Source organism: Bacillus sp. FSL K6-1560 (assembly GCF_038592935.1).
GTDB lineage: Bacteria > Bacillota > Bacilli > Bacillales > Bacillaceae > Bacillus > Bacillus subtilis.
The window spans coordinates 70,030-89,924 of record NZ_CP151946.1 but is presented as its reverse complement, the minus strand read 5'-3'; the positions used below and the strand labels follow the sequence as shown (position 1 = coordinate 89,924).

The following is a 19,895-nucleotide window of genomic DNA, read 5'->3' as shown; positions in this document are numbered from 1 at the left end:
ACTCGTTGACTCAGTGAAGTCAATAACTTTTTTTGAAGTTCTTTTTTTCGTTATCGCCTTGTTTAGCGGCAACGAATAATAATATACCACCTAGTAAATAATAGTGCAATAGTTTTTTTGAAGAAATACTAAGGAATTTAAAAAGAGCGGCATCCTTTCTCTATGGAGGATACCGCTCTTCTTTATTAGCGTTGTCTCATTTGCGGGAATAACAGCACATCGCGAATAGAAGGGGCATTCGTCAGCAGCATAACCAGACGGTCGATACCGATGCCTAAACCTCCTGTTGGCGGCATACCGTATTCCAGAGCTTCAACAAAGTCTTCATCCATTAGATGAGCTTCATCATTACCGGCTTCACGCTCTTTTAATTGCGCTTCAAAGCGTTCTCTTTGATCAATAGGATCATTCAGCTCTGTAAACGCGTTGGCATGTTCACGGCCAACGATAAACAGCTCAAAACGGTCTGTAAAACGCGGGTCCTCAGGGTTTTTCTTAGCAAGAGGAGAAATTTCTACAGGATGCCCGTAAATAAACGTTGGCTGAATAAGCGTTTCTTCAATTTTTTGTTCGAAGAATTCGTTGATGATATGGCCTACTGTCATAGAGTCTTTAATTTCTACTCCATGTTCTTTTGCATATTCACGCGCCTGTTCAACAGTAACCTCTTCCCAGAAATCAACGCCGGTCGCTTCTTTGACTGCGTCAACCATATGGATTCTTTTCCACTCCGGTTTAAGGTCGATTTGCTCTTCCCCGTATTGAATCGTAGTTGTGCCAAGCACTTCTTGGGCGATATGAGCGACAAGGTTTTCAGTTAAGCTCATGATATCTTTATAGTCCGCATATGCTTCATATAACTCAATCATTGTAAATTCAGGGTTATGTCGTGTAGAGACACCTTCGTTACGGAAAACACGGCCGATTTCATATACTTTTTCTAAACCGCCGACAATTAGACGTTTTAGGTGCAGTTCGATAGCAATACGCATATAGAGTGGAATGTCTAACGCGTTGTGGTGAGTGATAAACGGACGTGCAGAAGCTCCCCCAGGAATGCTGTGCATTGTAGGTGTTTCTACTTCTAAGTATCCATGATCATCAAGGTATCTTCTCATAGCTTGAATGATCTTGCTTCGTGTAATAAACGTATGTTTGCTGTCTGGGTTTACGATAAGATCCAGGTAGCGCTGACGGTAGCGCTGCTCAACGTCTTTTAAACCATGGTATTTGTCAGGAAGCGGACGAAGCGCTTTTGTCAGCAATTCAAAGGAAGTTGCTTTAACAGACAATTCGCCTACATTTGTTTTGAAGACTTTTCCGGTTACGCCGATAAGATCACCGAGGTCAGAAGACTTGAAGATTTCATATTGGTCGTCACCGACACTGTCTTTTCTTACGTAGATTTGGATTTGGCCTTCTAAATCCTGAAGATGGGCAAAGCCGGCTTTTCCTTTGCCGCGTTTTGTCATCATGCGGCCTGCGATTGTAACTTCAATCGCTTTTTCTTCCAACTCTTCTTTGGTTAGATCTTGATATGCCGAAATAACTTCTTGAGACTGATGAGTTCTTTCAAAACGTGCGCCGAATGGATCGATGCCGTTATCTCTCAGCTGATTCATTTTATCGCGTCTGACTTGCAGCTGATCATTCAATTCTTCATGGTTATGCTCTTCTTGACTCATTGTTATCACTCCATTACAGATATTGTTTCATGAAAAAAGCAGAAAAACTGCCAGCGTAAAACTAGCAGTGAGCAGCAAATAGAGGTGAGTATTATCCTACTTTTGCATTTTGAAGCTCTTTTGCCTCAACTTCAACCGTAAATGCATCTAAAAGCTGTACAAACTCTTCTCTCGTCTCGCAATGATTGATTTCATTACGAACGTTCGCATTGCCTTTCACGCCTTTCAGATACCATGCAGCATGCTTTCTCATTTCTCTTACCGCTACGGTTTCACCTTTTAAGTCAATCAGGCGGTCAAGATGCAGTTTGCATACGGCCATTTTTTCGCGTACTTGCGGCTCTTCTTTTAATTCACCTGTTTCAAGATACTGAACCGTACGGTAAATCATCCACGGGTTGCCCAATGCAGCGCGTCCGATCATGACCCCGTCTACTCCTGTCTCATCGAGCATACGCTTAGCATCCTGCGGTGTCTTAACATCGCCGTTTCCGATAACCGGAATCGATACTGATTGTTTTACTTCTTTGATGATATCCCAGTTTGCCGTTCCTTCGTACATCTGCACTCTCGTACGGCCGTGAAGCGCAACTGCTTTACCGCCCGCACGTTCTACAGCCTGTGCATTTTTCACTGCGAAAATGTGGTCTTCATCCCAGCCCATTCTCATTTTCACTGTAACTGGTTTATTAACAGCATCCACTACTGCAGAAACCATTTCGTAAATCTTATCAGGATCGAGAAGCCATTTGGCTCCCGCATCGCATTTTGTAATCTTCGGCACGGGACATCCCATGTTAATATCAATGATATCAGCAGTTGTGTTTTGGTCTACAAACTTCGCCGCTTCCACAAGGGTTTCCTTTTTTCCTCCGAAAATTTGAAGGCTCAGTGGTTTCTCACGTTCATCAATATAAAGCATACCCATTGTTCTTGCATTGTTGTAAAGGATCGCTTTGTCACTGACCATTTCAGCGCATACCAATCCGGCTCCGAATTCCTTTACAGTCAATCTGAACGCAGAGTTGCAGACACCAGCCATAGGTGCGAGCACAACCCGGTTTTTCAATTGAATATCTCCGATTTTGAACAATTTTTCTCCTCCTTTCATTTGTTCTATTTTTCTGGCGGCGCCAATTCGTCCGCACTTATATTTAAAACATCTGCTGCATCTTGAATGATGGCAGCTGACGGCAATCGGTTTCCGCGTTCAATTTCGCCGAGAATAGAAACTGATATACCTAATGCTTTTGCAAATCCTTCTTGAGTATAACCTTTCAGCTTTCTGAATGCACGAATTCGTCTACCCCAGATTTCTGCTTCCATACTCTTACACCTTCTTGGTCTGTTTCGGCGCTTGTAGCCTCTTTTTCAACCTGCTGGCAAATTTCCGCAAGCGGCGCAAGGACAAACAAACGCTCATACATTCTCGGATGCGGAACAATTAGTTGCTCTGTTTCAATATTTTCACGATTAAATAACAAAATGTCAAGGTCTGCCGTCCGCGGCCCCCATCTTACTTCCCTTGTTCTGCCTAATTCATTTTCTATCTGCTGCGTCAGTTCAAGGAGTTCAAAAGGGTTCAGTGATGTCTTGATTTCAACAGCCATATTCAAAAATTGAGCTTGATCTTCGTATCCGACCGGGTCAGTTTCGTAAATAGACGACACTTTAGTGACTGTCACCGCAGCATGCTGATGCAGTAAAGCCACTGCTTGCCTTAAATACGTTTCTCTATCTCCAATATTAGATCCAAGTGCAATATAAGCTATGTTGTTCATGACTTTTTTCTCGTAATTTCAATTGCTACTGATTTATAGTGTCCGGGAATTGGCGGGTCTGGCTTAATCACTTTCACCGTACATTGCTGAACAGGCTGAAATTTTTCGAGAACAATGCCAGCAATACGTTCCGCCAGCGTTTCTACCAATTTTACAGGCTCCCCTTCCACGATATCTTTACATACGTGATAGAGCTCAGCATAGTTGATCGTTTGCTCAAGGTCGTCTGTTTGTCCGGCTTTGCTTAAATCCAGCTCAGCGGTTAAATCGACTTTAAACCGCTGGCCAAGTTTGTTTTCCTCTTTGAACACACCGTGATATCCGTAAAACTCCATACCTTCTACATAAACTTTATCCATGGTGCACCCCTCCCTTATTCAGCATCGCGTCCATCATTTTCGCCATTCTGGCAATTTGCTTTACATCATGGACCCTGACAATGTCACAGCCTTTTTGAATGCCGAGACACACAGTCGCGCCTGTGCCCTCAGCCCGCTCCTCAGGCGGAAGATCCAGAACACGTCCGATGAATCTTTTTCGGGAGGTTGCCAGAAGAACCGGATATCCCAATCCGCTGAAAATCTCTAGTTTGTTCATCACTGCCAAGTTATCGTGATAGGTTTTCGCGAAACCGATACCGGGATCAAGAATAATGTTCTTCTCGTCTACTCCGGCCTCAACAGCAATTTTTACACTCTCCATTAAGTCCGACAGCATATCCGGCAATAAGTCATTGTAGTTTCTTTCAGGGCGGTTATGCATGAGAACAATTGGAACATTATGATCAGCTGCAACGGAAGCCATCTTCGGATCATGTTTGGCTCCCCAAATATCATTGATAATGGATGCACCGGCTTTCACTGCTTCATCTGCGACAGAAGCCTTGTACGTGTCTACAGAAATAGGAACACCAAGCTCTTTCGTAATCCGCTCAATCACCGGAATGACTCTGGACATCTCCTCATCCTCAGATACGCACTCAGCGCCAGGCCTTGTCGATTCCCCTCCGATATCAATGATATGGGCACCATCATCGATCATCTCTTCCGCGTGCAGCAGCGCCTTGTCCAAGCTGTCATATTTTCCGCCGTCCGAGAAAGAGTCAGGCGTTACGTTTAAAATTCCCATCACCAGCGTCTTCTCTTTATATGATAAAGCGCTGGGCTTAGTGTGGATTACTTGTGTTTGATCTATTGTGTGCTGCGCCATGCTCTTCCTCCCTTTTCATACATCATGTTCTTTATTTCTTTTTTGTATAACAATTGAAGAGCGGAGGTTGCTTCTCCGCTTTGGCTTCCATAGTTTACTTCTTCTATTTTAGTAAACGGGATGATTTCAAGAACCGAGTTCGTCATCCACGCTTCGTCAGCTGTCAAGAGAGCTTCTAGCTCATATCGGCCCGTTTTGAGCTCCAGGCCGATATTCTTTGCATTTTCTATGATAAAACGTCTCGTGACGCCGTCCAGAATACCGGTATCAAGCGATGGCGTATAGATACAGCGACCTTTTCTCCAGAAGACATTAGATATGATACCCTCTGCAACAACTCCATCCTCCGTTAAGAAAATTCCCTCGACACGCGGATCATTTCCAATTTCCCGTTTCGCATACATATTATTTAGATAATGATGAGATTTTAACCGGAACGATCCCTCAGGAGTGTTTCTCCGTATCGATAAAACCTTCCCTTCTTTTTGCAAAGGAAGGTTTTCTGGTTTCAGCTGATTCACAAAGCATAAAATGGTCGGCTTATCGTACGTCTGGGCGACAAAGCCTTTATCGCTGATCCCCGCTGATATGTTCAGTCTGACGCGGGCATTGCCATCCTTGATATTATTTAGCTTAAGCAGCTTGTCCAGCATCTCAAGGATCTCATGCTTTGAAACAGTATATTCGATTTGCAGGTCCTTAAGCGCTCGTTCAAGCCTTTCTATATGCCAATCAAGCAAAAACGGACAGCCTTCGTAGAGCCTGAAGGTTTCGAAAACACCGATCCCATATAAAAACCCATGGTCAAAAGGAGAAAGAACTGCATCTTTCTCCTCCATATACCGGCCGTTCACATATATCATCACGCAATAACTTCCTTGCGATATGTCTCAATAAAATTTCTGAGCATTTCTTTCCCAAAGGAGGTCATAATAGACTCTGGGTGAAATTGCACGCCCTCTATCGGGAGGTCATTGTGGCGAATAGCCATGATTTCTCCTTCTTTCGTTTGTGCTGTTACTGTAAAACAGCTTGGCAGCGTCTCAGGTTTTACGATCAGCGAGTGGTATCGCGTCGCAACAAGGGGGTTTTTCAACCCTTCAAAAATGGTCTTGCCGTCATGCTCGATATCCGAGGTTTTCCCGTGCATAAGCCGTTCTGCCCTAACAACATCACCGCCGAACACTTGTGCGATGGACTGATGTCCGAGACATACACCGAAAATAGGAATTTTCCCTGCGAAATGTTTAATTGCTTCGAGACTGATTCCCGCCTCATCAGGGCTGCACGGTCCGGGAGATATCATCAGAAAGTCCGGAGACAGTTCTTCAATTTCTTCGATTGTGATGCTGTCATTGCGTTTCACAACCAGCTCTTCCCCAAGCTCGCCCAAATACTGTACCAAGTTGTACGTGAATGAATCGTAGTTATCAATCATTAAAATCATTTCTCCGCTCACCTCATCTAATTTTTGTCTCTTCTTTGCTCAGCTCTAATGCTCTTTGCATCGCAAAAGCTTTTTTGAATGATTCCTTGTATTCGTGCTTCGGAACAGAATCAATCACAACTCCTGCGCCGGACTGCATAAATGCCTGCCCTCCGGTTGCATAAATGGTTCGAATGACGATATTAAACTGCAGATCGTGATTATATCCAAACCATCCTATAGATCCAGTATAAAGCCCTCGGCGTGTCGGCTCAAGTTCTTCTATAATTTCCATCGTTCTTACTTTCGGTGCACCAGTAATGGTTCCTCCGGGAAACACAGCATGAATAATATCTACAGCGTCATACCCATCCTGCAGTTCACCTTGGACATTAGACACAATGTGCATCACATGCGAGTATTTTTCAATTGCCATGAATTCATTTACGCGCACAGACCCGTAACGTGATACTCTTCCCAGATCATTTCGCTCAAGATCAACCAGCATGACATGTTCCGCGCGTTCTTTTTCATTGTGTATCAATTCGTTTGCAAGCGCCTCGTCTTCTTCATTTGTTTTCCCTCTGGAACGGGTGCCCGCAATCGGTCTCGTCTCTAATAGCTTGCCCTTTTTGCTGACAAGCAGTTCAGGCGATCCGCAAATGATCTGAAAATCAGGTGTTTCTAAATACGCCATATAAGGAGAAGGATTTACTTCTCTCAAGGTTTTGTAAATTTGATATGGGTGGACAGACAGTGACTGTGACTGCCTTATTGATAGATTGACTTGAAACACATCTCCGCTGGCAATGTATTGTTTGATTTTCTCTACAGCTTGTGAGAACCCATCCTCGGTAAATGGCGCCGCGAAAGAACCATCTGTTTCAGGGTTCATCTCTCGCGAAGAGACAGCGGGAAGCTCAGTCAGCCACATCTGCTCTAACTCAGATAGCTTCACATCCGCTGTTTCATGATCAGAACCATTAACATGAGTAATCAGCCATAGAGACTCTTCTTGATGGTCATAAACTGCTATATCATCAAAAACAAGAAAATAAATATCTGGTGTTTCTAGATCATCTAATGAGAGCATTTTAAAATTTTCAATGTACCGTGCGTAATCATAGCTGAGAAACCCGATTGCCCCGCCTTGAAAGTCAGGGAACTCATGATTCGTTTCTGTTTCCAGCGTTTTAAACCAGCTGTGGAAGGCCCGTAATGGATCACCTTCTTTAAACAGCATCTCATCACCATGCTTAATTGTAGTTATTCCGTCTTTTCCTTTCACAGTCGCAATTGGATCAAGACCGGCTATACTATATCTGCCGCCTCTTGCACTTTCGAGAAGTACATGATGTTTCCGGGATTGCGCAAGTTTCTCAAATTGTTGTAAGAATGAGTCTTTTTGAAAAGGTACTTTTTTGCCTGCCGGTCTGCGTTGTGCCATTTGTATCATTCCTCTATTTTCTTTTTTACTTGTTTTTAATTGTAAAGCAATGTTGTTAGTGAAAAAAGTGAATTTCTCTTCCAAGAATAACATTCGTCGCAGACATGGCATATTTGATGCACGAAATATAAAAAAACTCCCGGCGGACCGGGAGTTTTGGCTTTTTTTAATCGAATTGATACAGCGGCGTGCTTAAATAACGTTCGCCGTTACTTGGAATGATGGCCAATACTTTTTTGCCTTTTCCGAGTTTTTTTGCTACTTGAAGAGCAGCATAAATTGCCGCACCTGATGAGATGCCTCCGAGAATTCCTTCTTCACGTGCAGCTCTGCGGGCATATTCGAATGCTTCTTCATTCTTCACAGGGAAGATTTCATCATATACTTCAGTGTTTAAGATGTCCGGCACGAATCCAGCTCCGATTCCCTGAATTTTGTGGGGGCCTGGTTTTCCTCCTGAAAGCACTGGGGAATCTGACGGTTCAACAGCGTAAATCTTGATGGAAGGGTATGCTTCCTTCAGCACTTCACCCGCTCCCGTAATCGTTCCGCCCGTTCCGATTCCGGCTACAAATGCGTCAAGCTGGTCATCACCGAATTGCTCAACGATTTCTTTACCAGTTGTTTGGCGGTGAATTTCTGGGTTAGAAGGGTTGTTAAACTGCTGCGGCACAAAGTATCCGTGCTTTTCAGCAAGCTCTTCAGCTTTCTTAATGGCGCCTTTCATGCCTTCCGCACCAGGAGTCAGCACAAGTTCAGCACCGTATGCGCGAAGAAGGTTGCGGCGCTCCATGCTCATTGTATCAGGCATAACCAAAATGGCTTTTAATCCTTTAGCAGCAGCAACCATTGCAAGCCCGATTCCAGTATTTCCGCTTGTCGGTTCAATGATTGTATCACCGGCTTTTAATTTTCCTTCTTTTTCAGCAGCTTCAATCATGGCCAAACCGATACGATCTTTTACACTGCTTCCAGGGTTCATGTATTCAAGTTTTAGATATACATCCGCACTGTTTTCATCTGCAAGGCGATTTAATTTAACGATTGGCGTATTCCCAATTAATTCAATAATGGAGTTTGCTACACGTACCATTCTCGACACCTCAATTTCCGACTATTTGTATTGGTATTATGTATATAATCTATCAATTTCAAAATTTTTTGTCAATCACTTAGTACTTTTTTCCCCATAAAACCAAGATACATCGGCTTCTTTCCAAAGTGTCTTAACTGTCGCTTTATCACCTAGCTGATCCATTGCGATTTGCCGTCTGATCTGGCCCTTTACTTCATCAAATGAGAACGTTCTTGCCTTTAGTTTTTCTTTCAGCTGGATAATGGCATATCCGTTGCTGATCTTTATTGGTTCCTGAGACCATTCATCCTCTTTGAGTGTTTTCGCCTCTTCAATGTATGCTGATGGAATGTTGTCTGATGCCTCTGTGACAAAACCTAAATCTCCGCCGTATGGTGATGTATATCTGTCAGTGGATCTTTCGGCAGCGACTGCTTCAAAGCTTGATCCGCCTTTCAGTTCTTTCAGGACTTCTCTCGCTTCTTCTTCATCTTTTACAACAATGTGCCGAATTCGATACGAATCATCAAACTGATATAGTTCCTTATTTTTATTATAGAATGATTCCAATTCTTTGTTTGAGATATCGATATCCCTTGTTAACAATTCCTCAAGGAGGATATTATAACGAATTTGGTCTTTCCACTCTTTCTCCGTCGTATGTTCATCTTCGTAAAAGGAATTATTGACCGCTTTAATCAGCAAAAACTCACGATCAACTTCGCTTTTGGATATTTTAAGGTTGTTCTTTTTAGCCAGCTGCTCAACAACTCGGACATTGATCATATCTTCAAGCGTTGACTTACCATACTGATCTTCCATTTCTTTTAGCCATTCTTCTCTTGTCACACTCTTGCCCCCGATAGTCGCAATAGACTCACCGGATGACGATGCGCCGGCTTGGGATTTCGTCAGCGTATATGCAACAGCAATACAGCAAACCAACAGCGCCCCTAAAATAATGGTCCAGATTGTTCTTGATTTCAAACCTGCTTTCAGCCCCTTTTCTCAAATTAAAAACCCGCTAAAGAGCTTAGCGGGTAGTTTGGTCACGAAGCCCTTCCAGCTCTTCTTTTGTAAATAAGTACTTTTCATTACAAAAATGGCATACTGCTTCGGCTTGTCCATCTTCTTCTATCATATCTTGAATTTCTTTTTTGCCTAGTCCTAAAATGGCTGTTTCGAACCGTTCTTTTGAACAAGCGCAATGGAATCTGACAGGCATCGTTTCCAAAATCTCAGGTTTCTCGCCTAGGACTTCTTCTAAAATTTCTTCTGGTGTCAGCCCTTTTTGGATGAGCTTAGAAATCGGCTCTACTTGAGATAGACGCTGTTCAATTTTTGTGATTGTTTCATCATCTGTTCCCGGCATCAGCTGAATAATAAAGCCCCCTGCCGCAAGAATGGTATTGTCAGGATTCACGAGCACACCTACGCCCACTGATGAAGGAACCTGCTCAGATGATACAAGATAGTAAGTGAAATCATCGCCTAATTCTCCTGAAACGATTTCTACTTGTCCTGTGAAGAACTCGCGCAAACCTAAATCTTTTACGACACTTAACGTTCCGTTTGTTCCAACCGCACGTCTGACATCAAGCTTGCCTTGTTCATTTAAATCAAAATGAACTTGCGGGTTAGAGACATAGGCTCTGACTTCTCCTTTGGCATTGGCATCAGCTACAATAGCTCCGATCGGACCTCCGCCCTCGATTTTCACGGTCAGCTTATCATCGCCCTTCAGCATAGCGCCGAGCATAAGTGAAGCTGTCATTGTGCGGCCCAATGCAGCGGACGCTGTCGGCCACGTACCATGGCGTCTCTGCCCCTCATTTACCATATCAGTCGTTCTCGCTGCATAAGCCCGAACTTTTCCGTCATACGCAAGTGCTTTTACTAAATAATCCATTACTAAACCTCCTATACACTTCCTACGCGGTTTCTTTCATAAATCAATTCCAGCCCTTTTAGGGTTAAGAATGGATCAACGATGTCTATACAATCTGATTCGTTCGCAATAAGCGGCGCCAGGCCTCCTGTCGCAATGACCTTTGGTTCCTGTTTTGCCTGCCATTTCATTCGCTTAACGATTCCTTCCACTTGGCCGACATAGCCAAATAAAATCCCAGATTGCATCGCGCTAACAGTGTTTTTTCCGATAATATTGTCGGGCCGGGTGATTTCGATACGCGGAAGCTTTGCTGCACGCGAGTAAAGCGCCTCTGTCGAAATTGTAATCCCAGGGGCAATCGCCCCGCCCATGTATTGTTTGTTTTCATCAATATAGCAGTACGTTGTGGCGGTTCCGAAATCGACAACAATTAATGGATTGCCGTACAAGTGTATCGCAGCGACAGCATTTACGATTCTGTCTGCCCCCACTTCTTTCGGATTATCATATTTTATATTTAAACCGGTTTTCATACCTGGACCAACAATTTGCGGCTCGATATGAAAGTATTTTGTGCACATTCTTTCTAACGCAAACATGATTGGCGGCACTACTGACGAAATAATAATGCCATCTATCTGTTCAAACATAAGCCCGGAGTGATCAAATAAGGAGCGCAAAATCATCCCAAACTCATCTTCTGTTTTATGCCTGCTTGTTTCTATACGCCAGTGATATTCTAATTTTCCATCATGATATACACCAAGTACAGTATTGGTGTTCCCCACATCGATAACCAGTAACAACCTCTATCACCACTTTTGAATAGTTTCTCTACTTTACTTTTTACAAACATTCTACAATACCATACACGATCAGCGGCTCATTTGTAAACAAATCGATACCAGAATTGGATGATTGTAAAAGCCGCACCTGAGCACATCATTTACATAAAAAAACTGCCAGCGTCAGCCGGCAGTTTTTTTAGAAAGAAAGCGAATTACTCTTTCGTATCGTCTTTCTTTTCTTCTGTTTTTGTCAGAATGTTTACTTTCACATCATCGTTCTTTTCATCATCTGAGAAATTACGCTCAGGTAATGTTCCATGATCGATAAGGTGTTTGATTTGTTCAGCGTCAAGCGTTTCAACTTTCAGAAGCGTTTGGGCAATCAATTCAAGCTTGTCACGATTTTCAGTCAGGATTTGTTTCGCACGCTCATAACATTCTTTGATGATGCGCTGAATTTCCTGATCAATTTCGTAAGCGATTTGATCACTGTAGTTCTGTTCGTTGTTGAAATCACGGCCTAAGAATACCTGACCGCCCTGAGACTGTCCAAATTGCAACGGTCCCAGTTTTTCTGACATACCGAATTCCGTAACCATTCGTCTTGCAATATTCGTCGCACGCTGGAAGTCATTGTGCGCCCCTGTGCTGACTTCACCGAAGATAATCTCTTCAGCAACACGTCCGCCCAAGAGGCCGACAATTTTATCAAGCAGCTCCGGCTTTGTTTGGAAATAACGGTCTTCTCTTGGCAGCATAACAGCATAACCGCCAGCCTGGCCCCGAGGAACAATCGTTACTTTATGAACCATATCTGCCTCATCTAAAACGAGACCGATAACGGTGTGTCCGCCTTCGTGATAAGCCACGATATTGCGTTCTTTCTTGGAGATAACGCGGCTCTTCTTAGCGGGTCCGGCAATTACACGGTCCGTCGCTTCGTCAATATCACGCGCATCGATTTTTTTCTTGTTTTGACGAGCCGCTACAAGCGCAGCTTCATTCAAGAGGTTTTCTAAGTCAGCGCCCGAGAAGCCTGGTGTTCTCATGGCAATTGATTTTAGGTTAACCGTTTCATCCAGCGGTTTGTTTCTCGCATGGACTTTCAATACAGCTTCACGGCCAATGACATCTGGACGGTCCACTGTAATTTGACGGTCAAAACGTCCCGGACGAAGTAAGGCTGGGTCCAAGATGTCCGCACGGTTCGTCGCAGCAATGATGATAATTCCTTCATTAGCGCTGAATCCGTCCATTTCAACAAGCAATTGGTTTAGCGTCTGTTCACGTTCATCGTGTCCACCGCCGAGACCAGCGCCACGCTGGCGTCCGACTGCGTCAATTTCATCAATGAAGATCAAACAAGGCGCATTCTTTTTCGCATTTTCAAACAAGTCACGCACACGGGAAGCACCGACCCCTACAAACATTTCAACGAAATCAGATCCGCTGATGCTGAAGAAAGGTACGCCGGCTTCTCCTGCACAAGCCTTGGCAAGCAATGTTTTACCGGTACCCGGAGGTCCGACTAAAAGCACGCCTTTCGGTATTCTGGCGCCGAGCTCGGCAAACTTGCGGGGATCTTTCAGAAACTCAACAACTTCAACAAGTTCTTGCTTTTCTTCGTCAGCCCCTGCAACGTCTTTAAATTTGACGCGTTTCTTTTCCTCTGTATACAGCTTCGCTTTACTCTTGCCAAAGTTCATGACACGGCTGCCGCCGCCTTGAGCCTGATTGAGCAGGAAGAAAAACAGAATAAAGATAATGACAAATGGGATGATGGTCGTCAGGAACGTCACCCATCCGCTTGTTTCTTGCGCGGGCTCAACCTTTACGTCTGTCTTTTTCAAAGCGTTAAATATCTGGTCTGCTCCCTTTCCTTCAGGAACATGAGTCAAAAAGTATTGATCTTTGTCGTAGTTTTTCAGCTGCCCTTTTACCTCATAAACACCTCTGACAGGCTGAACCGATACGCTATCAACTTTCCCGTCATCCAGGTTTTTGATGAACGTACTGTACGACATATTTTCTGTTTTCGGATTTGAGGTCTGGAAGTAGCTCACAACCCCGATTACTACTAATAAAATAAGTAAATAAAAAATGGTATTACGGAAGACCCGATTCATTCCTTACCTCCTCCCACAGTAAGCACAACTATGTTCAATAGTACCATAGAAAATCATTCCAATACAAACAATAACCATCTCGGAAGCAGGCTGCCGATCAGCTTTCATAAACTGCCGGTTTTAACACTCCGATATAAGGCAGATTGCGATAGCGCTCAGCATAATCAAGTCCGTAACCCACTACAAACGCGTCAGGAACTTCAAAACCGACAAAGTCTGCTTTGATGTCCGCTTTTCTTCCGCTCGGTTTATCCAAAAGGGTAACAATCTTAATTGATTTTGCTTTACGGTATCGGAAGAGCTCTACGAGATAACTTAAGGTTAACCCACTGTCGATGATATCTTCAATAATTAAGATGTCCCGGCCCTCTACAGATGTATCCAAATCTTTAATGATTTTTACTTCTCCAGAAGAAACCGTAGAATTTCCGTAGCTTGATACATCCATGAAATCCATTTCCAAATATGTATCAATATGCTTGATAAGATCCGCCATAAAAGGAAGTGCTCCTTTTAACACACCGATTGCCAACGGAAATGTATCTTGATACTCGCTCGTTAATTCTGCACCTAACTCTTTTACTTTCTTTTGTATCTCTTCCTCTGAGATCAGTACTTTCTCGATATCATGTTTCATCATGATTTTGCTTGCCCCCTACACTTTTCATGCTGTCTATATTGTAATACAATGCGGTCGCTGTTTGGAATCACAAGATCTTCAAAAATTGATTTTTTCAAGCCAGGTATCCAGATAATTTCACCGCTTGCGTCCGTCACAATCGGCCAGTTGTCTCTTTCTTGGAGAGGCAGTTTCTTATCAATAAATATATCCTTTACCTTTTTTGAGCCGTTCATCCCTTTTAGTTTGATCCGGTCTCCAGCTTTTCTCGTCCGGATTGTTAAGGGAAACCGCACCTTTTTTTCACTTGTGATAAAAACAGCATTCCCATGTTCTTCAGGCGAGTCCGCATAATGCTTTGCCTCTATCAGATATCCATTAGGGAGTACTGCCGTTTCATCAGCAGCTCCGCTAATTTGGTATTCAAAGGGAACATTTTTGCACTGCCATTGTTCAAATGTAAACAAACATGTCTGATATGATTTGACCACCTTCAGTCCTTTCGGAAAGTCCAGTACTCCTGAAGGACTGCCATTTTCCGCCCAATCGAGAAACTGCTGAATGTGATGGGCTGAAAAGGATGATGGAACGTTTTCATAAAGATAGTTTAATATTAGTTGAACTCCTCTTCTTTGTAAAGGCATCGGGAGGGCAAGCAATTGAGAGGAATTGATTTCAACTGATGTATTAGACTGGCTTGTGATTACTTTATTCATTTCATCTTTCGTTAATGACTGTAAGAATTGCTCATCTTCCGTCAGTGCTTCACTCACTTTCTGAAACCTTTTATGCACATCCGGAGATTCCTGCTTCAAAAACGGGAGCACTGTTTTTCTGAATCTGTTTCTTGTGTAGTCATCTTTGGCGTTGCTTTCATCCGTCCGGTAGCTCAAGCCGTTTTCACGGCAATAGTGAAGGATCTCTTCCTTTGTAATGGGTAAGAACGGCCTGATGATCCGCCCCGTCCCAAAACGTCTAACCGGCTGCATTCCCGCAAGTCCCGTTCCAAGCGTACCCTTAGCCAGTTTCATAAGCATTGTTTCAACCTGGTCATCACCATGATGCGCAAGAGCCAGATAGTCCGCTTGGTGCTTCGACATGATTTCCTCAAAAAACTGGTAGCGGCAATCGCGTGCTGCAGCCTGCTTATTGAGTCCTTTTTCCTGTGCATATGCGGTTACATTGATTTGAGCCGTTTCGCACACGAGCTGTTCAGCTTTACAATAAGCTTGGACAAAACGCATGTCCTCCTCGGATTCCGCACCTCTGAACCGATGGTCAACGTGAGCTGCAATAACATTCGCTGAACGGCCGCATAACGTATGCAACACGTGAAGAAGAGCCATTGAGTCCGGACCGCCGGAAACGCCTACAATGATTGTCGCCCCTTTTAACGTAAGATTGTGTTTGTTTAAAAAATCTTTGACACTTTTCACAATGTCCTCCTCACAATGAGCAGGTATTTTAAAGATATTCATATCCTAACACTTTCAACCCCTCCAAGCAAAGAAGAAGCATAGGCTCTGCAGTTTGCGCCATTCAGATTAAGAAAAAGATAATATAGGCGAAATAAAGCGCTAAAACACTGATCACGATAAGCGTTGTTTCAAATAACCCCCCCGACTTAGCCGGTTTCTGTTTTGGGGTATATCGCGTCTTCGTTATTTTTCCTTGGCGCGGTATTTGCTGTCTTTGTCGTGTGGCAGGCTGCGGTGATGCTTTTATAGGCTGTTTTTTTTGTGATGCTTTTTGCCCCGCGTCTAGCATATCCTTTTTCATTTCATCTGCGGATTGATAATCTCCGTTCAAGGCTGAAAAAAGCGCTTTTTTATACTTTTGAAGCAGCGGGTTTCCTTCGATGAGAGACCTAAGCTGTTCTTTGGGCTGGTTCGTTTTCTTAAATTCTTTTTTATGCACACTGTTGATCATAATCATGGCAACTGCGAACAGATCATAGGATGGCTCTGCCTTTCTTGTTCCATACCCCCAATAGCCTCTGTCATAAAACTCCGTATACTCTTTTATCGCCCGGCCTTCCTTTGTCGTGCCGCCCACATCAATGCAGCGGATCCTTGCGGGCGGACCAGTTACGATCAGATTATCAGGTTTAAGATCGCCGAATATCCATCCTTGCTGGTGAAGCACCGATAAGCTGGATAACAGCTGAATCATTAATACAGGTATCCACTCTGCTCCTTTATCACTGACATACTTCAAAAGCAGCGGCCCTTTTATGTATTCCATTGCATAAAATGAAACTTTCGTATTGGCACTGGGAATATAGGCATCATCCGTATCAAAAAAAGAAGGCCCCATCGTAACGGACTGGGCCTTTGAGAAAGATTTCAAGACATTCACTTCAGAAGTAATAGACAGGCTGTCATCACTCACCTTTAAGGCAACATGTCCATCTGATGCTTCTGCCAAATACACAATTCCATTGGCCCCTTTACCAAGCTGTTTACGCAATGTATAAGTGTTTCCATTCCACTTGCCTTTGATTGTCGTACCCGGCTTGAGGCTACATGCCAAACTCGTCAAAGCGTCGTTCATCATCTGCCAGCATGCCCCTTCTTGAGCGTATTTTTTCAAACTGCAGTGTCGCTTCACGAATCGCCGGACCTGTCGGCGTGATGCCGCCTGTCGAAAGCTTTGCAAAGAGTGTGGAAAGAGATTGCAGCTTCGGTGTCCAGTTCAGCACAAGCTCGACCTCTTGTTTTTTCCCGGGAAATATACACATCGCAAATTCGTTATTCCCAATTCGGGAATTGAGGCTTACAGACAAATCAATCAGCGCCTCTTTTACTGTTGGAAGCTTTGGCGCCATACTTGCACTTGTATCAACAAGAACCAAAACCTGAAGATGCACCGTTTCTCCAAGCTCGTCTACCACTTCCATGACTTCTCCGCGTTTTTCCGGAGAAAGCTCTTCCATTTCCACATTCTTTCCGAGAATCTGTTTCAGTTCTTGATTGACTACACCTTGTAAGGTTTGCGTCATCGCTTTTTTTGTTACCATTTGAACAGTTTGTGAAAGCTGAGATGCATAAACGACTTGATGCACGCCTCCTCCGGCAAGTGCAATCCCTTCGACTTCCTTCATTGCCTCAGGGTCAATTTGATTTTCTTCCATTATACCAATGACATTTACCGTAATCCCCTGCTCTTTAGCAAAAGCAGCCATTGCAAGCGGGTCTTCCCCATGGTTTGAGCAGCCATCCGTTATCAGCAAAATTTGATTTAAATGTCCGTTGTTCACATTCATTCCTCCTGGAGAATACGAGGATTCTCAGATTCATATATTCCCATCTTCGCCAGAAGAAATTTGATTTATACGGAAGCGTTATGAAATTTCTTGTTTGTTTTGAAAGATTGCCGGAACAGGAATGGATGCCCACTTCGGTGTATTGTGATCAATCCGGACGACAACAACAGTCATATCGTCCTCAATTTGGCCGGATCTTGTGCGGATGACTTCTTCCATAAGCAAATCGGCAATCTCCTGCGGGTCATTTGTTTTCAACCCTTTCATTTTACGCTTCATCCATAAGTCGTGATTTTCCACATGCTTAGGCCCCTCAAAAATGCCATCACTCATCATAATTAAGAGGTCACCCGCTTTCAATTGTTCACTCACAACCTCCACATCGAATTCATTAATAATACCGATTGGCAGATTGCTCGCTTGAACTTTCATGACCTGGTCACCCCGTTTGATAAAGCTAGGCGTCGATCCAACCTTCAAAAATTTACAACTGGCATCTTGAAGATCGATAATAGATAGGTCAAGCGTGGAATATATTTCGTCAGTTGTCCTTAGAGACAGTATGCTGTTGATCGTTTTAATTGCTATTTTTTCATCAATTCCCGATTCAAGGATTTTTTCAAGAAGCTTGATCGTTTCATTGCTTTCAAAGTGCGCTCTTGCGCCATTGCCCATTCCGTCACTGATTGCTGCAGCATATTTTCTGGCTCCAAGCTCCATCATGCTGTAGCTGTCGCCGGAGACAAGGCCGCCGCCCTTCGCAGCGTGAGCAGCTCCCGTGGACACCCTGTATGATTTTGTTGATCCAAAGGCGACATGGCTGTATCCATTCGGATGCGGAGAGTGCTGTTCGGCTTTCACAAGAATTTGTTCTTCCAGAATGTCAGAAAGCATAGGAGCAATGATTTTTTCACTTTCTCCATGTCCGCTGAACGGAATGGTCATTTCAATATCGATATTTCCTTGTTCAAGACTATAGATCTCGACATGCTGAATCTCAATTCCGAAATGCTGAAGCGCTTCTATGATTTGCTCTTCCTGCAGAAAGTGCTGTTCTCGCTCTCTTTTTATTTCCCGAGAAAAGTCGGCCATAACCTCAGAAACGCCTAAAAGCTGTTCAGCAACAAGGCGCCTGCTGTCTTGGACTTTTTTCTTGAGTGTCAAATGGGCATGATGATGTGCGAGCTCATCCTCAATCAGCTCTTCAACCTGCTTGGATTTAGAACAATACTGTTGAAACTCTTTTTTCAGCCTTCGGTTTGATGCATATTCTTTTTCCTCTGTTTCAAGCATAACTTGTTTCATTAAATCATATGTTTTATCAAAGTTCTGTACCCAGCACCTGTTTTTCTTGTAGCACGTCTGACAGGAATGCTCCGTGATTTTGCTTAAGAACAGATCAACTTCGCTGTCATCTGTCTGTTCGTCTGACGCTTGGTAAAAGGTTGCAAAGCTTTCAGACAGCGCGTGAAATACATTGGAGAACTGGTCTACCTTCTGAGCAGTGACATCACGGATTTTTCTAGCGTATTGCTGTTGCTCTTGAAGATGCTCGACAGTTCCCGGAATATATCTCGCCACTTTCCTTGTAATAGATTGAGGTGTGAGCAAAAACAGGCCGACTGCGATTAATGACTCATAGAGCGTTGTCATCAGACCGGCAGAGCCTTCACCATATAAAGATATAAGAAGTGAACCAACGATAAGACCGATTGCTGCACCCGCTTTTTTTCCTTCCTTCAGTAAACCGCCCAATAAACCGGAAAAAGCAAGCAGACTCATTTGATATAGGTTTCCGATATTCGCCAAGCCAAGAATCAGGCCGGTCACAACACCAACCGTACAGCCGATGCTTGCTCCGCCAATAAAGGAAAAACTCAATACAACATAACGAGCCAATATATGTTCTGCCTGCATCCCTTGGTAGGACAAGCCGGCCAGCCCCGTTAAAACAGAGGCAATAAGAATCATAAAGCAAATGATTTCCTCTATTTTTAATGATTGTTTCACTTTTTTCACAGTAAAAATCGGAAGGCTCTGAAGGAAAATCAGTGTTAAGATAAACGACAGTCCAGCCTCAACGATAGCCATTACATAATCATAGGTTGTAAATACGCCATTTTGGGCATAAACAAACCCGGCTCTTGCGGCAGCCATGGAGAAGAACACGACAATCGGGAGTGCTTTTACACGATCGTCGGTAATGAAGGCAGCCACTTTAGAAAATACGAAGAATGCCAGCAATGCCGCCAGTATGAGCAATGAGTGCTTTGGAGATATGGTCAGCGCACCTGCAAGCACAGCCAAAACCGCATAAAACGCTTTGTCTCTTCTGATGAGAAGCATCGCTCCAAAGAAAGGAAGTGCGAAAGGAAGCACTTCGGATAATATGAAAGCCCGTCCAAGCAAAAATCCGATAACAACATAAATGAATCCTTTATAGAAAAACAGTGAATGCAAATGATGAGTCACCAGCTTCGTGCCCCTGTTAAAAAACGATTGGAGTTTTTCCAAAGCTTGTCCCGCCATTGGCCCGTTCACTCTTCTTTCTGCTTTTTCCATTCCTCTCATCTCCCACCTGTT

The 19,895-nt window shown here is 43.7% G+C and carries 19 protein-coding genes; all 19 read right to left on the bottom strand.

Features of this window, described 5'->3' with window-relative positions:
* Window positions 1-185: 185 nt before the first annotated feature.
* The 19 genes from lysS to spoIIE all read right to left on the bottom strand — a co-directional run bounded on the left by lysS (window position 186) and on the right by spoIIE (window position 19,874).
* Window positions 186-1,685: a lysine--tRNA ligase gene (lysS, locus tag NYE22_RS00480; RefSeq protein ID WP_003226674.1), complete on the bottom strand. Its 1,500-nt coding sequence runs from the start codon at window positions 1,683-1,685 to the stop codon at window positions 186-188.
* Between the two features lie 91 nt (window positions 1,686-1,776).
* Window positions 1,777-2,778 (bottom strand): tRNA dihydrouridine synthase DusB, encoded by a 1,002-nt coding sequence (gene dusB / locus NYE22_RS00475; protein WP_342412228.1) that lies wholly within the window; start codon window positions 2,776-2,778, stop codon window positions 1,777-1,779.
* Between the two features lie 23 nt (window positions 2,779-2,801).
* Complete coding sequence (locus NYE22_RS00470; protein WP_003226678.1) at window positions 2,802-3,011, bottom strand: helix-turn-helix transcriptional regulator; 210 nt, start codon at window positions 3,009-3,011, stop codon at window positions 2,802-2,804.
* Window positions 2,963-3,466, bottom strand: a complete 504-nt coding sequence (gene folK, locus NYE22_RS00465) for a 2-amino-4-hydroxy-6-hydroxymethyldihydropteridine diphosphokinase (RefSeq protein ID WP_003242690.1) — start codon at window positions 3,464-3,466, stop codon at window positions 2,963-2,965. Before folK ends, NYE22_RS00470 begins: the two co-directional genes overlap by 49 nt.
* Entirely contained in the window at window positions 3,463-3,825 is a 363-nt protein-coding gene (gene folB, locus NYE22_RS00460) for a dihydroneopterin aldolase (protein ID WP_161619749.1), read from the bottom strand. The genes folK and folB overlap by 4 nt, the downstream gene beginning before the upstream one ends.
* Entirely contained in the window at window positions 3,818-4,675 is an 858-nt protein-coding gene (gene folP / locus NYE22_RS00455) for a dihydropteroate synthase (RefSeq protein WP_161621067.1), read from the bottom strand. The genes folB and folP overlap by 8 nt, the downstream gene beginning before the upstream one ends.
* Window positions 4,657-5,538, bottom strand: coding sequence for an aminodeoxychorismate lyase (gene pabC, locus NYE22_RS00450; protein ID WP_342412761.1), 882 nt, complete (start codon window positions 5,536-5,538; stop codon window positions 4,657-4,659). The genes folP and pabC overlap by 19 nt, the downstream gene beginning before the upstream one ends.
* Window positions 5,538-6,122 (bottom strand): aminodeoxychorismate/anthranilate synthase component II, encoded by a 585-nt coding sequence (gene pabA, locus NYE22_RS00445; protein ID WP_014475585.1) that lies wholly within the window; start codon window positions 6,120-6,122, stop codon window positions 5,538-5,540. Before pabA ends, pabC begins: the two co-directional genes overlap by 1 nt.
* Before the next feature lie 13 nt (window positions 6,123-6,135).
* Window positions 6,136-7,548 carry an anthranilate synthase component I family protein gene (locus NYE22_RS00440; protein WP_064672095.1) on the bottom strand — a complete coding sequence of 471 codons (1,413 nt, stop codon included), beginning with the start codon at window positions 7,546-7,548 and terminating at the stop codon, window positions 6,136-6,138.
* A gap of 166 nt (window positions 7,549-7,714) precedes the next feature.
* A complete protein-coding gene (cysK, locus tag NYE22_RS00435; protein WP_342412227.1) occupies window positions 7,715-8,641 on the bottom strand; it encodes a cysteine synthase A in 927 nt (308 codons plus the stop codon).
* Window positions 8,642-8,716: 75 nt separating this feature from the next.
* On the bottom strand, window positions 8,717-9,610 hold the full coding sequence (locus NYE22_RS00430; protein ID WP_276354926.1) for a peptidyl-prolyl cis-trans isomerase: 894 nt from the start codon (window positions 9,608-9,610) through the stop codon (window positions 8,717-8,719).
* Window positions 9,611-9,656: 46 nt separating this feature from the next.
* Entirely contained in the window at window positions 9,657-10,532 is an 876-nt protein-coding gene (gene hslO, locus NYE22_RS00425) for a redox-regulated molecular chaperone HslO (RefSeq protein ID WP_038827649.1), read from the bottom strand.
* Window positions 10,533-10,543: 11 nt separating this feature from the next.
* Complete coding sequence (locus NYE22_RS00420) at window positions 10,544-11,320, bottom strand: type III pantothenate kinase (protein ID WP_010886388.1); 777 nt, start codon at window positions 11,318-11,320, stop codon at window positions 10,544-10,546.
* Between the two features lie 194 nt (window positions 11,321-11,514).
* Window positions 11,515-13,428, bottom strand: a complete 1,914-nt coding sequence (ftsH, locus tag NYE22_RS00415; protein WP_003243881.1) for an ATP-dependent zinc metalloprotease FtsH — start codon at window positions 13,426-13,428, stop codon at window positions 11,515-11,517.
* A 97-nt stretch (window positions 13,429-13,525) separates the two neighbouring features.
* Entirely contained in the window at window positions 13,526-14,068 is a 543-nt protein-coding gene (hpt, locus tag NYE22_RS00410) for a hypoxanthine phosphoribosyltransferase (protein ID WP_003226700.1), read from the bottom strand.
* Window positions 14,065-15,483 carry a tRNA lysidine(34) synthetase TilS gene (gene tilS, locus NYE22_RS00405; protein WP_041850250.1) on the bottom strand — a complete coding sequence of 473 codons (1,419 nt, stop codon included), beginning with the start codon at window positions 15,481-15,483 and terminating at the stop codon, window positions 14,065-14,067. The genes hpt and tilS overlap by 4 nt, the downstream gene beginning before the upstream one ends.
* A gap of 103 nt (window positions 15,484-15,586) precedes the next feature.
* Window positions 15,587-16,603, bottom strand: a complete 1,017-nt coding sequence (gene prkT, locus NYE22_RS00400) for a serine/threonine protein kinase PrkT (protein WP_041850251.1) — start codon at window positions 16,601-16,603, stop codon at window positions 15,587-15,589.
* The gene (locus NYE22_RS00395; protein ID WP_003243782.1) at window positions 16,569-17,306 is read right to left on the bottom strand and encodes a VWA domain-containing protein; all 738 of its coding nucleotides are present in this window, start codon (window positions 17,304-17,306) and stop codon (window positions 16,569-16,571) included. The genes prkT and NYE22_RS00395 overlap by 35 nt, the downstream gene beginning before the upstream one ends.
* 84 nt (window positions 17,307-17,390) lie before the next feature.
* The gene (spoIIE, locus tag NYE22_RS00390; RefSeq protein WP_015253002.1) at window positions 17,391-19,874 is read right to left on the bottom strand and encodes a stage II sporulation protein E; all 2,484 of its coding nucleotides are present in this window, start codon (window positions 19,872-19,874) and stop codon (window positions 17,391-17,393) included.
* Window positions 19,875-19,895: the final 21 nt, after the last annotated feature.

Coding starts and splice junctions, on each gene's coding strand:
- NYE22_RS00470 (WP_003226678.1), bottom strand. CDS start 3,011: ATGGAAGCAGAAATCTGGGGTAGACGAATTCGTGCATTCAGAAAGCTG.
- hpt (WP_003226700.1), bottom strand. CDS start 14,068: ATGATGAAACATGATATCGAGAAAGTACTGATCTCAGAGGAAGAGATA.
- hslO (WP_038827649.1), bottom strand. CDS start 10,532: ATGGATTATTTAGTAAAAGCACTTGCGTATGACGGAAAAGTTCGGGCT.
- folK (WP_003242690.1), bottom strand. CDS start 3,466: ATGAACAACATAGCTTATATTGCACTTGGATCTAATATTGGAGATAGA.
- prkT (WP_041850251.1), bottom strand. CDS start 16,603: ATGATGAACGACGCTTTGACGAGTTTGGCATGTAGCCTCAAGCCGGGT.
- pabA (WP_014475585.1), bottom strand. CDS start 6,122: ATGATTTTAATGATTGATAACTACGATTCATTCACGTACAACTTGGTA.
- NYE22_RS00440 (WP_064672095.1), bottom strand. CDS start 7,548: ATGGCACAACGCAGACCGGCAGGCAAAAAAGTACCTTTTCAAAAAGAC.
- lysS (WP_003226674.1), bottom strand. CDS start 1,685: ATGAGTCAAGAAGAGCATAACCATGAAGAATTGAATGATCAGCTGCAA.
- folB (WP_161619749.1), bottom strand. CDS start 3,825: ATGGATAAAGTTTATGTAGAAGGTATGGAGTTTTACGGATATCACGGT.
- cysK (WP_342412227.1), bottom strand. CDS start 8,641: ATGGTACGTGTAGCAAACTCCATTATTGAATTAATTGGGAATACGCCA.
- spoIIE (WP_015253002.1), bottom strand. CDS start 19,874: ATGGAAAAAGCAGAAAGAAGAGTGAACGGGCCAATGGCGGGACAAGCT.
- pabC (WP_342412761.1), bottom strand. CDS start 5,538: ATGATATATGTGAACGGCCGGTATATGGAGGAGAAAGATGCAGTTCTT.
- folP (WP_161621067.1), bottom strand. CDS start 4,675: ATGGCGCAGCACACAATAGATCAAACACAAGTAATCCACACTAAGCCC.
- ftsH (WP_003243881.1), bottom strand. CDS start 13,428: ATGAATCGGGTCTTCCGTAATACCATTTTTTATTTACTTATTTTATTA.